General features: G+C 74.4%; 14 protein-coding genes. 4 read left to right on the forward strand and 10 right to left on the reverse strand.

The window, feature by feature from the left end:
* Positions 1–65: 65 nt before the first annotated feature.
* From ACWEQL_RS04390 to ACWEQL_RS04415, 6 genes are all read right to left on the reverse strand, one after another.
* Positions 66–470, reverse strand: coding sequence for a VOC family protein (locus tag ACWEQL_RS04390; RefSeq protein WP_452148642.1), 405 nt, complete (start codon positions 468–470; stop codon positions 66–68).
* Positions 471–622: 152 nt separating this feature from the next.
* Positions 623–997, reverse strand: coding sequence for a hypothetical protein (locus ACWEQL_RS04395; RefSeq protein ID WP_452148643.1), 375 nt, complete (start codon positions 995–997; stop codon positions 623–625).
* Positions 998–1,087: 90 nt separating this feature from the next.
* Positions 1,088–1,474: a roadblock/LC7 domain-containing protein gene (locus ACWEQL_RS04400; RefSeq protein ID WP_452148644.1), complete on the reverse strand. Its 387-nt coding sequence runs from the start codon at positions 1,472–1,474 to the stop codon at positions 1,088–1,090.
* A gap of 79 nt (positions 1,475–1,553) precedes the next feature.
* Positions 1,554–2,741 (reverse strand): hypothetical protein, encoded by a 1,188-nt coding sequence (locus tag ACWEQL_RS04405; protein ID WP_452148645.1) that lies wholly within the window; start codon positions 2,739–2,741, stop codon positions 1,554–1,556.
* A complete protein-coding gene (locus ACWEQL_RS04410; RefSeq protein ID WP_452148646.1) occupies positions 2,738–3,121 on the reverse strand; it encodes a hypothetical protein in 384 nt (127 codons plus the stop codon). The genes ACWEQL_RS04405 and ACWEQL_RS04410 overlap by 4 nt, the downstream gene beginning before the upstream one ends.
* A gap of 726 nt (positions 3,122–3,847) precedes the next feature.
* Positions 3,848–4,204, reverse strand: coding sequence for a DUF6204 family protein (locus tag ACWEQL_RS04415; RefSeq protein ID WP_452148647.1), 357 nt, complete (start codon positions 4,202–4,204; stop codon positions 3,848–3,850).
* Positions 4,205–4,475: 271 nt separating this feature from the next.
* On the opposite strand from ACWEQL_RS04415, the gene ACWEQL_RS04420 reads away from it, so the two are divergent.
* The 4 genes from ACWEQL_RS04420 to ACWEQL_RS04435 are packed head-to-tail and all read left to right on the forward strand — an operon-like array spanning position 4,476 to position 9,001.
* The gene (locus ACWEQL_RS04420; RefSeq protein WP_452148648.1) at positions 4,476–5,081 is read left to right on the forward strand and encodes a (2Fe-2S)-binding protein; all 606 of its coding nucleotides are present in this window, start codon (positions 4,476–4,478) and stop codon (positions 5,079–5,081) included.
* On the forward strand, positions 5,078–6,070 hold the full coding sequence (locus ACWEQL_RS04425; RefSeq protein ID WP_452148649.1) for an FAD binding domain-containing protein: 993 nt from the start codon (positions 5,078–5,080) through the stop codon (positions 6,068–6,070). The genes ACWEQL_RS04420 and ACWEQL_RS04425 overlap by 4 nt, the downstream gene beginning before the upstream one ends.
* On the forward strand, positions 6,067–8,133 hold the full coding sequence (locus ACWEQL_RS04430) for a xanthine dehydrogenase family protein molybdopterin-binding subunit (RefSeq protein ID WP_452148650.1): 2,067 nt from the start codon (positions 6,067–6,069) through the stop codon (positions 8,131–8,133). The genes ACWEQL_RS04425 and ACWEQL_RS04430 overlap by 4 nt, the downstream gene beginning before the upstream one ends.
* 52 nt (positions 8,134–8,185) lie before the next feature.
* On the forward strand, positions 8,186–9,001 hold the full coding sequence (locus ACWEQL_RS04435; RefSeq protein WP_452148651.1) for a VOC family protein: 816 nt from the start codon (positions 8,186–8,188) through the stop codon (positions 8,999–9,001).
* A 35-nt stretch (positions 9,002–9,036) separates the two neighbouring features.
* Here ACWEQL_RS04435 and ACWEQL_RS04440 read toward each other — a convergent pair whose 3' ends face one another.
* The 4 genes from ACWEQL_RS04440 to ACWEQL_RS04455 form a co-directional block, all read right to left on the reverse strand.
* Positions 9,037–9,600 carry a nucleotidyltransferase domain-containing protein gene (locus ACWEQL_RS04440; protein ID WP_452148652.1) on the reverse strand — a complete coding sequence of 188 codons (564 nt, stop codon included), beginning with the start codon at positions 9,598–9,600 and terminating at the stop codon, positions 9,037–9,039.
* A gap of 120 nt (positions 9,601–9,720) precedes the next feature.
* Complete coding sequence (locus ACWEQL_RS04445) at positions 9,721–10,569, reverse strand: carbohydrate ABC transporter permease (RefSeq protein ID WP_452148653.1); 849 nt, start codon at positions 10,567–10,569, stop codon at positions 9,721–9,723.
* A complete protein-coding gene (locus ACWEQL_RS04450) occupies positions 10,566–11,543 on the reverse strand; it encodes a carbohydrate ABC transporter permease (RefSeq protein WP_452148654.1) in 978 nt (325 codons plus the stop codon). The genes ACWEQL_RS04445 and ACWEQL_RS04450 overlap by 4 nt, the downstream gene beginning before the upstream one ends.
* 57 nt (positions 11,544–11,600) lie before the next feature.
* On the reverse strand, positions 11,601–12,911 hold the full coding sequence (locus ACWEQL_RS04455) for an extracellular solute-binding protein (RefSeq protein WP_452148655.1): 1,311 nt from the start codon (positions 12,909–12,911) through the stop codon (positions 11,601–11,603).
* Positions 12,912–13,096: the final 185 nt, after the last annotated feature.

Genomic DNA, 13,096 nt, shown 5'->3' on the forward strand with positions numbered 1-13,096 from the left:
GCCCGGACCCGCGCCGCCCCGGCGGCGGCTCAGGCTCCGGCGGCGGTTCAGGCTTCAACCGCGGCTCAGGCTCCGGCGGCGGCCTCGTCCATCCAGAACACCTCCCAGAGGTGGCCGTCGAGGTCCTCGAAGCCGCGCCCGTACATGAAGTCCTCCTCGGAGGGCTGCGGCACGTCGCGGGCTCCGGCGGCGACGGCCTTGTCGACCAGTTCGTCGACCTCGGCGCGGCTGTCGGCGCTCAGCGCGATGATGGCCTGCGCGTGCGTCCTGGTGTCCGGGATCCCCTTCTTGGTGAAGGAGGTGAAGAACGGCTCCACCAGCAGCATCGCGTAGATGTCGTCGCTGATCACCAGGCACGCGGCGTTCTCGTCGGTGAACTTGGGGTTGACGGTGTAGCCGAGCGCGGTGAAGAACGTCACCGCGCGGTCGAGGTCCTTCACGGGCAGGTTGACGAAGATCTTGCTGGGCATGGGGGCTCCTCCGGGCACGCGGCCGGCCTGGGCGGCGGCGGTCGGCTGTCAGCCTGGCAGACGCCACCGGCGCCCGGGCCGGACCCCGCGCCGGGTGGCGCGGGGTCCGTAGCCCGTTCGGCGCAACGGCCCGCCGGAGGGGCGGGGCGGCGTCAGACCTCCATGTCGGCCTCGATCTTGGTGAGCTGGTGCCGGGCCATCGCCAGGTTGGCCCGCTGCTTGTCCAGCGCCAGGTAGAGGAACAGGCCCTTGCCGCTGCGTCCGGTGAGCGGCCGGATCAGGTGGTACTGACTGCTGAGGGTGATCAGGATGTCCTCGATCCCGTCCCCGAGGCCCAGCATGTCCATGGTGCGCATCTTGGCGCGCACCACGTCGGTGTTCCCGGCGGCGGCCACGTTGAGGTCCAGGCCACCGGGGCCGTCCAGGGTGGCCAGCGCCATTCCGCTGTTGTAGTCGACGAGTGCGGCCCCGAGGGCGCCCTCGATGGAGGTCATGGTCTGCTTGAGCGCGCCGGCGGCGTCGGTCATGTCGGTTACTCCGGTTCTTTCGGTGTGGGGTGACTGATGGGTGAGGTCGGTGGACGGGGGACGGTCGGGGATGGGTGGCCGGGACGGCGGTCAGCCCACCTCCTTGGGGGTGAGGGAGTCGCTGAGGAGCTCGGAGACGCGCTGGGCGGATCGGCGGGCCTCCAGGTGGAGCCGCCCGACGTTCACGTCCGGGTGCGCCAGCAGGGTCAGCACGCAGCTGCCGCCCGCCGCGTAGGTGGCGACGTAGCCGTGCTCGCCCCGGACCAGGGACTCCCGGAAGTCGCCCTGGCCGGTGGTGTCGGCGAGCCGCTGGGCCAGGCTGAGCGACGCCGCGGTCATCGCCGCCAGACCCGTGGGCTCGGTCCCGTGGGTGTCGTGCGCGACCAGCAGGCCGTCCACGCTGGCCACCAGGCCGCCCGCCAGGTGCGGCACCCGGTGCTTCAGGGCGCGGAGTTCGGCCAGCAGCTCGGTCTCCAAGGCGATCAGTTGTCTCCTTCCGACACGCTGCTTGAGCGCCCGCCTCATGGCCAGGAGAGCGGGGTCGCGGGCGGAGAGTTCAAAGTCGGGCCTCCAGAAGGGTTCGGACCCTGATCAGCAGGGCGATGTCCGGGTCGAGCACGGACGGCGGGTGGGCCGCCGCCGGGTCGGTCGGGCGCGGGCGGACGCTCGCCGGCGCGGCGGCCAGGGCTGCGCCGGGGACCCGCCGGTGCAGACCGGCGGAGGTCCGTCCCACCGGCCCGGCCTGCCGCGCCGGCCCGTCCGGCGGCGCGGGGTCGTGAGGGCCGGGTGGGTCGTGAAGGCCCGGGGGGACGGACCGGGCGGGCGGCACGGACCGGGCGGGCGGCACGCCGTCCACCGGGCGGACCGTCTCCGCCGGCCGTACGGTGTCGGCCCGCAGCGTCGCGCCGGGGACCGCCGCGTGCCGGGGGGTGGCGAGCAGCCCCGCGGCGGCGAGCCGGCGGATGTCGGCCGTGGTCGCGAAGGCCGAGCGGCCCAGCAGCCGGGCGAGCTCCGCCGGGGTTCTTCGGCCGTCGGCGTGGGCGAGCAGTTCGCGCTGGTGCCGGCTGGGGTGCCGCGGCCCGGTGCGGGCCGCCCGTCCCGGACCTCCGGGCTGCGGCGCCGGCCGTTCGGGCAGGGCGCTCGGCCCCCCGGCCGGCAGGGCCTGGAGCGGCTGGACGGCCGGCAGCGCCCGGGGCGGCGGCGCCGGCGGCAGCGCCGCCGCCCGTAGGGCCCGCACCGGCGCGGTGTCGACCTGCGGCCACGGCCAGATGCGTTCCAGCAGGGCGTGCCGGCGCGTCGTCTCGTGCCGCAGCCGGCGGGCGCCGACCGCCGACACCGGTCCGAGCCAGTGCCGGACACCGGGCTCGTAGGTGCAGAGCGTGCTGGTGCCGTCGAGGGCGAAGAACGCGGCGTCGTACAGGGCGTTGAGGTGGCAGATCTCCAACTCGCCCCGGGTGAGCCGCCCTTCCTCGACCAGCGCGCTGCCGACCCGGCGGGCCGGGCCGTGCACCCGGAGGATCTCCCGCCAGTCCTCGGGGCTGATCCGGCCGCAGCCGGTCAGCAGGGCCGCCAGGTCCGGGGCGAGCTCCGACTCCGCGTGGACGACCAGCCCGTCGGTGAGGTAGACGGTGCCCGCGTCACCGCGCAGCACGCCGGTGGCGCGTTCCGCGGCCAGCTGTTCGACGGTCTCGCCCGGGGACTGCCAGTAGCGGACGGTCCGGGCGGCCCCGGTGGTGCCGGTCATCCCAGCACCAGCTCCTCGGCGATGGCCTGGAGGCGGTAGCGGGCCGAGGCGAGGTTGCCCTCGGTGCGGTCCAGCCACAGGTGCAGGACGAGCCGGCTGTCGAAGACGGTATCGATGAAGCAAAGTAGGTGGTAACTGCGGCCCGCGGTGACGATGATGTCCTGCAGCGGGGCCCGCCGGTCCTCGTCCTCCGTGAAACTCTCGCTCTCCACGGCCGCCCGTATCAGGTCGGTCGCCTCCGCCGCCGCGGTGTCATGGTCTCCGCTGGGGCCGACGCCCGCGCTGCCGAGGGCGAGTCCGCTGCTCCAGTCGACCAGGCTCACGGAACGGGCGCCGGCGATCGTCATCGCCTCGGACAGGCATTCGTCGATACCCGGCACGCGGGCTCCTTACGGACGGATGGCGGAGGGTTGGGGCGGCCGAGGGGGCCCGGGCAGGGCGACGGCCGGCTCACCACGGGCAGTGGCGGCTTCGATACGGAAGGCTACTGCCGGATCTCGTACGACGAACATTCCAATGGCATATTCAGATGTTCGGGACTCTTTTTCGGCCAACATAGTTGACGAGACGTCAGCTCTTCGCGGCCGCGAATCCGCAGACCGCGCGCCCATCCGCCCGCATCCCCGCCGCACGGGCGTCGGCCACCTGGGACGGGACCTTGGCCGATTGTCCGCCCGTCCACGGCACCACGGCCGGGTTTAGGCCAGAATCTGGGCCATTTACCCACCCGCCGGGAACCCGTGGAGAGCCTCGTCGGGGGTGCGCGAGGAGCTCCGCCGGGGCGCGCGAGAGGTCCCGTCGGGGGGCGCGAGAGGTCCCGCCGGGGGGCGCGCGGAGCGCGTGGGGAGCGGAGCGGGAGCCGCCCCGGAGCACGGGGGGCGCATGAGCGGACGGCCCCGGGGTGCGGGCACGACGAAGCGGCCGCCCCGCACATGGCAGGACGACCGCTTCGGATGGAGCGCCAGGCCCGGGTCGAACGGACTCTCCCTACTGAAAGTAGGACGTGCTCCGGTAGCACCTCTGACGCCTGTCCGGGAGGGCTTCCCCTCTCGACAGGAAGAACATTAGCAGGTCATCACACCTGGTCAGAACACGGGGCCGCCGGCTCAGGCACCCTGGCGCGCGGCGCGGCGCTGCCGCTTGCCGAGGGCCGCCAGGGAGAGGTCCTCGGCCTGGGCGCGGAGGTTCTTGTGGCCGTAGCCGCGGTCGTCGAGCCAGCCGAGGGCGGCCCGCTCGGCGCGCTCGGTGGCGGCGAGGATGTCCTCCTCCGCCTCGCCCGAGTCCAGGAAACGGAAGGTGAAGGCGTCCCGGGCGGTGAGGTCGTAACTGAGGTGGCCCTCGGCGGTGAAGGCGGCGCGCAGCACGCTGTGCTCGTCGGCCCGGGCGAGGAGGTCGGCCCGCTGCTCGGCGGTCAGCCCGTCGAAGACGCCGCGGACCATGATGCGGAACGTGCGAGTGGTCATCCCCCGAACCTAGCCAGCGGGCCGGGGCGGTTCCACCGGTTTTCCCCCGCCCCGACCCGCTACTCGATCGCATGTTTGATTCGGGTGTACGCCGGCCCCTGCGCGCCGCCTTCCACCTCCAGCCCTCCTGTTCAACGCCGCGGACGGCGCCGGCGCGGCGCGGCGCGGCGCGGCCCGGCGCGGCGCAGGGAAGGCCGCGCACCGGGCCCGAACCGGTGGTCCGCCCCGCCATCGGGTGTCCCGGCCGGGGCGCCGTGGAATGCGTGGCCGCATGGACGCCACCGACACCGTCGACGCCCTGCCGGTCAGCAGCCCCATCGCGCTGACCGTCAACGGCCACCCGCACACCCGCACCGTCGACCACCGCCGCACCCTGCTGGACCTGCTGCGCGAGCACTTCGCGCTGACCGGCGCCAAGAAGGGCTGCGACCACGGCCAGTGCGGCGCCTGCACGGTCCTGCTCGACGGCCGCCGGGTGAACTCCTGCCTGTTGCTCGCCGTCGCCCAGGACGGCGCGGAGGTGACCACCGTCGAAGGGCTGGCCGGGCCGGACGGCGAGCCGCACCCGCTCCAGCGGGCCTTCGCCGAGCTGGACGCCTTCCAGTGCGGCTTCTGCACCTCCGGCCAGCTCTGCTCGGCGGTCGGGCTGCTCACCGAGTACGGCCGGAGCGGGCACGACCCGGGCGGGCAGGGCCTGAGCGAGCAGGGCCTGAGCGGGCACGACCCGGGCGAGGCCGCGGTCCGCGAGGGGATGAGCGGCAACCTCTGCCGCTGCGGCGCGTACGACGGCATCGTCGAGGCCGTCCGCCGCACGGCCGGAGCCGTGGGCACCACCGGAACAGCCGGCACCACCGGAACCACCGGGCCCGTCGGATGAGGCCGCTCGGCTACACCCGCCCGGGCGACCTGGCCACCGCGGTCGCCCTGCTGGAGGCCCGGCCGCGGGCCCGGGCCCTGGCCGGCGGCAGCAACCTGGTCGACCTGATGAAGCTCGGCGTCGAACGGCCCGCCCTGCTGGTCGACCTCACCCGGCTGCCGCTGGACCGGATCGAACGGACCGCGGACGGCGGCCTGCGGATCGGGGCGACGGTCCGGAACAGCGACCTGGCCGCCGACCCGCTGGTCCGGGCCGGCCACCCGGTGGTCGCCGAGGCCGTCCTGGCGGGCGCCTCCGGCCAGCTGCGCAACGTCGCCACCACGGCCGGCAACCTGCTGCAGCGCACCCGCTGCCTGTACTTCCAGGACGTCACCAAGCCCTGCAACAAGCGCCGCCCGGGCTCCGGCTGCCCGGCCCGCGAAGGCGTCCACCGCGACCTCGCCGTCCTCGGCACCTCGGAGCACTGCGTGGCGAGCCACCCCTCCGACCTGGCGGTGGCGCTGGTGGCGCTGGACGCCGTGCTGCACCTGACCGGGCCGGGTGGCGAGCGCACGCTGCCGCTGGAGGGCTTCCACCGACTGCCCGGCGACACGCCGGAGCGGGAGACCGAGCTGGCGCCCGCCGAACTGATCACCGCCGTGGAGCTGCCGCCGCCCCTTCCCGGGGTCCGCGCGACCTACCGCAAGGTCCGCGACCGGGCCTCCTTCGCCTTCGCCACCGCCTCGGTGGCCGCCCTGCTCGCCGTCGAGGACGGCCGGGTGGCGGCCGTCCGGCTGGCCCTCGGCGGGCTGGCGCCCCGGCCCTGGCGGGCGCGGACCGCCGAGGCCGCGCTGCTCGGCGGCCCGGCCGACGAGGAGGCGTACGGCAGGGCGATGGACGCCGAGCTGGCGTCCGCGCGGCCGCTGCGCGACAACGCGTTCAAGGTGCCGCTGGCGCGCCGGCTGGCCGTCCGGGTGCTGGCCTCGCTGACCGCGGAGGGGGCCCGGTGAACCCCGTACGGCTGGAGGGCTGGGCCAAGGTGACCGGCGCCGCGCGGTACGCCGCCGACCACCACCCGGACGGGCTGGTGCACGCCTGGCCCGTCCCGGCGGCCGTGGCGCGCGGCGACCTGACCGCCGTCCGCACCGAACGGGCGCTGGCCGACCCGGCGGTGCTCGCGGTGCTCACCCACCACAACGCGCCGGCGCTCGCCCTGCCCGAGGACGGCGATCCGACGCTGGCCCTGCTGCAGTCGCCGCGGGTCGCGCACCGCGGCCAGTACGTGGCGCTGGTGGTCGCCGGGACGCCGGAGGACGCCCGGGCGGCGGCGGAGGCGGTCGAGATCTCGTACGCGGCCGAGCCGCACGACGTCGTCCTCACCGCGGACCACCCCGGCATCTACACCCCGGAGAAGGCCAACGGCGGCTATCCGGCGGTGCGCGAGCGCGGCGACTTCGACAGCGCCTTCCGGGCGGCCGGGGTGCGGATCGACGCGTCCTACCGGACCGGCCCGCTGCACAACCACCCGATGGAGCCGCACGCGGCGACCGCCTGGTGGACCGACGGACGGCTGACCGTGCACGACTCCAGCCAGGGCACCGAGACCGTGCAGCAGACGCTCGCCGCACTGTTCGGGCTCGATCCGGAGGACGTGCTGGTGATCAGCGAGCACGTCGGCGGCGGCTTCGGCAGCAAGGGCACCACCCGGGCGCCCGCGGTGCTGGCCGCGATGGCCTCCCGGGTGGTCGGCCGGCCGGTCCGGCTCGCCCTCCCCCGGGCGCAGCTGGCCGCCGTGGTCGGCCACCGGGCGCCGACCCTGCACCGGGTGCGCCTCGGCGCCTCGGCGGACGGGCGGCTGGACGCGCTGGCGCACGAGGTGATCACCCGCTCCTCCACCGTGGCGGAGTTCGTGGAGCAGGCGGCGGTGCCGGCCCGGGTGATGTACGCGGCGCCGCACAGCCGCACCACGCACCGGGTGGTCCGCCAGGACGTGCCGACGCCCTCGTGGATGCGGGCGCCCGGCGAGGCCCCGGGCATGTTCGCGCTGGAGTGCGCGATGGACGAGCTGGCGCTGGCCTGCGGGCTGGACCCGGTCGAGCTGAGGGTGCGCAACGAGCCGGCCGTGGAGCCGGACACCGGCCGCCCGTTCAGCAGCCGGCACCTGGTGGAGTGCCTGCGCGAGGGGGCCCGGCGGTTCGGCTGGGAGGCCGCGCGGGAGCCGCGCCGGGACGGGCGGTGGCTGCTCGGCGCCGGCGTCGCGGCCTCCACCTACCCGGCCTACGCCGCGCCGTCCACCGCCGAGGCGACGGCGTTCCCGGACGGCACCTTCCTGCTGCGCACCAACGCCACCGACCTGGGGACCGGCGCCCGTACGGTGCTGGCGGGGCTGGCCGCGGAGACCCTGGGCGTACCGGTGGAGCGGGTCCGGGTGGAGATCGGGCGCAGCGATCTGCCGCGGGCACCGCTGGCCGGCGGTTCGGCCGGCACCGCCTCCTGGGGGTGGGCGGTGTTCCGGGCCTGCCGCGGGCTGCGGCGCGAACTCGACTCCTACGGTGGCAGGTTGCCGGTGGAGGGGGCGAGTTTCGAGGCGGACACCGCGGAGGAGGTCCGGGCGGCCGGACGGGCGTTCGCCCGGCACGCCTTCGGCGCGCAGTTCGCCGAGGTGGCGGTGGACGCGGACACCGGGGAGATCCGGCTGCGGCGTCTGCTGGGCGTGTTCGCGGCCGGGCGGATCCTCAACGAGCGCACCGCGCGCTCCCAGCTCACCGGCGGGATGATCATGGGCGTCTCCATGGCCCTGCTCGAACACAGCACGATGGACCCGGAGTTCGGCGACCACGCGGAGCGCGACCTGGCCTCGTACCACGTGGCGACCGCCGCCGACGCGCCCTCGGTCGAGGCGTACTGGATCGAGGAGCGGGACGAGCGGGTCAATCCGCTGGGGGTCAAGGGGATCGGCGAGATCGGGATCGTCGGGACGGCCGCCGCCGTGGCGAACGCCGTCCACCGGGCCACCGGCGTACGGGTGCGGGAGCTGCCGGTGCGGCCGGAGCACCTGCTGCCGTCACTGTGAACACAGCTGGGAGGATGGCGAGTTGCCGAAGGCGGGCAGGTTTCACGAAGGGGTGCCGTGCTGGGTCGACCTGGCGGTGGCGGACCCGGCGCGGGCCCGGCGGTTCTACCGGGCGCTGTTCGGCTGGGAGTTCGTGGAGCTCGGCGCCGACTACGCGGTGGCGACGCTGCGCGGCGCGGCGGTCGCGGCGATCGGCCCGTGGCTGCCGGGCGACCCGGGCGGCGGCGCGTGGCGCACGCACCTGGCCGTCCACGACGCCGACCGGGTGGGCGCGCTGGTCCGGGAGGCCGGGGGGCGGCTGGCGGCGGAGCCCGTCGAGACGCCGGACCTGGGGCGCGCCGCCGGGGCGGTGGACCCGCTGGGCGCGGCCTTCGGCATCCGGGAGGGCGGACCCAACCCGGGTGCCGCCCTGGTGAACGAGCCCGGCACGCTGACCTGGAACGAGCACCGCTCGGACGACCCCCCGGCGGCCCGGGAGTTCTACCGGCGGGTCTTCGGCTACACCTACGCCCCGGTGCCGTCGGCGCCGGAGGACTACACCCTGATCCGGGTGGACGGGCAGCCGGCGGGCGCGATCGGCGGACGGCCGGAGGCGGAGGGCGGCGAGGCGTACGGGTCGCGGGCGTACCCGACCGGGCCCGAGACGGCGTACGGGCCCGATCCCTACGGGTCCGGTCCGCACGGGACCGGGCCGGCGGCGTACTGGGCGACGACCTTCGGGGCCGCCGACGCGGAGCGGGCGGTGGAGCGGCTGCTGGGGCTGGACGGCGAGCTGCTGGCGGCCCCGCGGCCGACGCCGTTCGGGACGCTGGCGGTGGTCCGGGACGACGGGGGCGCGCCGTTCGGGCTGATCGGGGTGCCGGGCTGATCGGTGCTCCGCGGGGGCCGAGGTGCCGGCGGACCTCAGCGGCCCCGCAGGAAGGCCTCCAGTCGGGCGATGTCCTCGGCGTCCTTGGGACGGCGCGGGCGGCGCGGGTCCCAGACCGGCATCATCCGCTTGATCTCGATCTGCGCCTGCGCGCCGACGATCGGGCACTCGATCGCGCCGAGACGCCCGGGCGGGCCGTCCAGCATGCCGTCCGGCCAGGCGACCCCGGCGAAGGGGCCGCCGGCGACCAGGGCGCGGCCGGCCGTGTCCCGGTCGACCAGGGCGAAGCCGCTCTCCAACCCGTCCTTGAGGAAGTCGAGTTGCTGGTCCGGCGGCGGGCCGGGCAGGGCCCGGTGGCCGAGCGCGAGCAGTCCCTCGGCGAGCACGGGGGCGGTGGCGGCCGGGGTGAACCAGTCGATGTCCTCGTGGTCGCGGGTGAGGGTGCCGAGCAGGAAGTCCATCGCCCAGCCGCCGCGCAGCCAGACCGGGACGCCGAGACGGTGGGCGAGGTCCACCGTCCCGGCGATCAGGTCGAGTTGGCGCGCGGCGCGGGCGCGGTCCGCGGGGCCTTCGGGGGTCGCGCCGGTGGTTCCGTCCATGATCGTGGACGGTAGCCGGGCGATCCGGTGCGCGCGAGCGGGTTTCCGCGGCGCCGCGGGCGGGGCCGTACGGCCGGTCCTCGGCCGGATCCGTAAGGGCGGCCCCCCTCGGTCGGGTCCTCAGTCCTTGACCGCGCCGGCCAGGCCGGAGACCAGCCGGCGCTGGACGGCGATGAAGAAGATCAGCACCGGCACGGTCATCAGGGTCGAGGCCGCCATGATGCCGCCCCAGTCGTTCTCGTCCGGCTTGAAGAAGACCAGCAGGGCGGAGGGCAGGGTCTGGTTCTCGGTGGCGCTGATGATGAAGGTCTTGGCGAAGACGAAGTCGTTCCAGGCCGCGATGAAGGAGAACACGCTGGTCGCGGCGAGTCCGGGGGCGACCAGCGGGAGCAGGATCGTCCACAGGATGCGGGTGCGGCTCGCGCCGTCGATCTGGGCGGCCTCCTCGATGGAGACCGGGACGGCGGCGACGAAGCCGCGCATCATCCAGATGCCGAAGGGCAGCGAGAACGCCAACTGCACCAGGATCAGCGAGGCCAGGGTGTTCAGGCCGATCCCCGGGGCGATGCGGCCGGCGTCGCGGAACATGAAGAACAGCGGGATGGTCAGCGCCTCGACCGGGATCATCTGGGCGATCAGGAACATCACCATGACGGTGGTGCGGAACCGGAAGCGGAACCTGGTCACGGCGACCGCCGCGAGGAAGACCACGATCGCGGAGAGCGCCACCACCGACAGGGCGATGAACAGGCTGTTCAGGAAGTACCGCCCGAACCCGTCCACGCTCAGCACCTGGCGGAAGCTGTCCAGGGTCGGGTGCGCCGTCCACGGCCGGGGGTTCAGCGACTGCACCTCGCCCTTGGGCTTGAAGGCCGACAGCACCATCCAGAAGATCGGGAAGGCGGTGATCGCGCCGACCACGAGCGCGATGGTGTTGGCGGTGAACCGCCGGCGGCTGCGGGTGTTCACAGTTCGTTTCCCGTCCGTCGCAGGGAGCGGATGTAGAGGACCGTCGGGATCACCAGGATCAGCAGCATGATCACGCCGAGGGCCGCGCCGAGCCCGTACTGGGAGGAGGCGAACGCCTTCTGGTAGGCGTAGACGTTGAGGACCAGGTTCTGGCCGGCGATGCCACCGCCCTCGGTCATCACGTAGATCTGGGTGAAGACCTTGAAGTCCCAGATCACCGACTGGATCACCACGATGGTCAGGATGGGCCGCAGCATCGGCGCGGTGATCCGGCGGAAGGTGGTCCAGGTGCCGGCGCCGTCGAGGGCGGCGGCCTCCAGGATCTCCTCGGGGATGGCCTTGATGCCCGCGTAGAGGGTGACCATCACGAAGGGGAAGGAGTGCCAGACCACCACCGCGCCGACGATCAGGAACGCGGTCCACTTGTCGTAGAACCAGTTGTACTCGTGGAAGCCGCTCAGCCCCAGCCGGACCAGGGTGTCGTTGACCAGGCCGAGGTTGGTGTCGAACAGGAAGCTCCACACCGTCGAGCCGGTCATCGCCGGCGCCGCCCAGGCGGCCATCGCCGCGGTGGTCAGCACCAGCCGGGCCACCCGGCCGACCCGGGTCAGCAGCACCGCCAGGGTGGCACCCACCGCGAGGGTGGCCAGCACGCAGAAGGCGGCGAAGCCGATCGTCTGGCTGAGCACCGACCAGAACTGACGGTCACTCAGGACGGCGTCGTAGTTGTCGAATCCGACGAAGCGGGTCGGCACCCCGCCGGACGCCTGGGCCTGCCCGAACTCCAGCACCGACAGCAGACCGAGCTGGTAGATCGGGTAGGCCACCAGCGGGATCAGGATGACCGCGGCCGGCAGGAGCAGCAGGAAGGGGGGCCGGCGCCGGCCGCGCGGGGGCGCGGCCGGGCCGGTACCCCGGCGACGCCCGCTCGGGGAAGTCGGCGGCGCCGGGGCGGTCGTGGTGGTTGCGGACACGTACGGGACCTGCTCTCTGGGGGCCTGGGGTCGGGCGGGCCGGTCAGCGGGCGGGTGTCAGCGGGCCGCGAAGGCCGAGTCGATCTGGGTGGCGGCGTCCGAGGCGGCCTTCGCCACGTCCGCCTTGCCGGTCACGACCTGCTGGAGCATGGTCGGGATGACGGACTGCGCGTCGATCTGGGCCCATGCCTGGTCGAGCGGGACGAAGCGGGTGCCGGCCGCGATGGTGTCGGTGAACGGCTTGAGGAAGGCGTCCTTGGCCGCGACCTTGGCGTTGACCGACTTCAGGGTCGGCAGGTTGCCCATCGCGTCGTACATCTGCTCCTGGTAGGCCGGGCCCGCCAGCAGTTCGGCGAACTCCACCGCCAGGGTGCGGTGCTTGGCGGCCTTCATCACACCGAGGTTGTTGCCGCCGCCGAACGCCGGGGCGATGCTGCCGGCCTTGGCGCCGGGCAGCGGCACGACCGCGTACTTGCCCTTGGCCGCGCCCGCGTCGACCTTGCCGCGGCTGGAGTTGGGCAGGATCGCCATCGCCGCCTTGCCGGCCGCGAACAGGTCGACGGTCTTGCCACCGGTCAGGTCGGCGCACTGCTGCGCCGGGCAGCCGTCCGCGCCGAACAGGTCGGTGTAACGCTTGACGCCGGCCTGCGACTCGGCCGAGCTGATCGCGGCCTTGTACGTGGCACCGTTCTTGGCCGCGATGTCACCACCGGCGTCCCAGACGAACGGCAGCGCGCCGAAGGTGTACTTGCCGCCGACCGCGATGCCGAAGGTGTCGGGGTGCGCCGCGTGGATCTTCCCGGTGGCGGCGACCAGCTCGTCGTACGAGGTCGGGGCGGCCAGGCCGGCCTCGGTGAACAGGTCGGTGCGGTAGTAGAGGGCGCGCACGCCGACCCACCAGGGCAGGCCGTAGGTCTTGCCGTCCAGGACGGCGGTCCTGGCGATCGCGGGGTCGAGGTCGGCCTTGTCCTTCCACTTGTCCAGGTCGGCGCCGATCTCGGCGAGGCCCCCGGCGGCGACGTAGCCGGGCAGGTCGGTGTTGCCGAACTCGACCAGGTCCGGGGCGCTGTTCGGGTCGTTGAACGCGCCCTTCAGCTTGGCGGCGCGGGCGGCGGCGTCGGTGTCGATGTACGTGACCTTGACGGTCACGCCCTGGTGGGAGGCCTGGAACTCGGCGACGGCCTTGTCGACCACCGCCTGCTTGGGGGCGTTGCCGGCCTCGTTGTACAGCCACACCTGGAGCGTGCCGGTCTTCTCGTCGCCGGCCTTGTCGCCGGACGGGAGCGCGGTGCCGGGCGAGCAGGCGGCGGCCGCGAGGCAGGTGGCGGTGAGAACGGTGGCCGCGGCGGCCCGTCTGATGCGTCGCATGGGTGGAGACCTCCCCTCCGGACAGTCGCCGCCGGGACGTGCGCCGCTGGGGACGGGCACGTCGGGGCAGGCCCTGACCGGGGCCGATGGTGGGTGCGTGGGAACGCGTGATGTGGGGGTCCGGCAGGTCGTCGTCCGCCGGGTGGGAGGCGGGGCCTGCTCGATGCCAGGACGTTAGGCGTGGC

It is taken from the genome of Kitasatospora sp. NPDC004240 (assembly GCF_053603215.1).

Coding starts and splice junctions, on each gene's coding strand:
- ACWEQL_RS04390 (WP_452148642.1), bottom strand. CDS start 470: ATGCCCAGCAAGATCTTCGTCAACCTGCCCGTGAAGGACCTCGACCGC.
- ACWEQL_RS04420 (WP_452148648.1), top strand. CDS start 4,476: ATGGACGCCACCGACACCGTCGACGCCCTGCCGGTCAGCAGCCCCATC.
- ACWEQL_RS04405 (WP_452148645.1), bottom strand. CDS start 2,741: ATGACCGGCACCACCGGGGCCGCCCGGACCGTCCGCTACTGGCAGTCC.
- ACWEQL_RS04440 (WP_452148652.1), bottom strand. CDS start 9,600: ATGGACGGAACCACCGGCGCGACCCCCGAAGGCCCCGCGGACCGCGCC.
- ACWEQL_RS04415 (WP_452148647.1), bottom strand. CDS start 4,204: ATGACCACTCGCACGTTCCGCATCATGGTCCGCGGCGTCTTCGACGGG.
- ACWEQL_RS04425 (WP_452148649.1), top strand. CDS start 5,078: ATGAGGCCGCTCGGCTACACCCGCCCGGGCGACCTGGCCACCGCGGTC.
- ACWEQL_RS04395 (WP_452148643.1), bottom strand. CDS start 997: ATGACCGACGCCGCCGGCGCGCTCAAGCAGACCATGACCTCCATCGAG.
- ACWEQL_RS04455 (WP_452148655.1), bottom strand. CDS start 12,911: ATGCGACGCATCAGACGGGCCGCCGCGGCCACCGTTCTCACCGCCACC.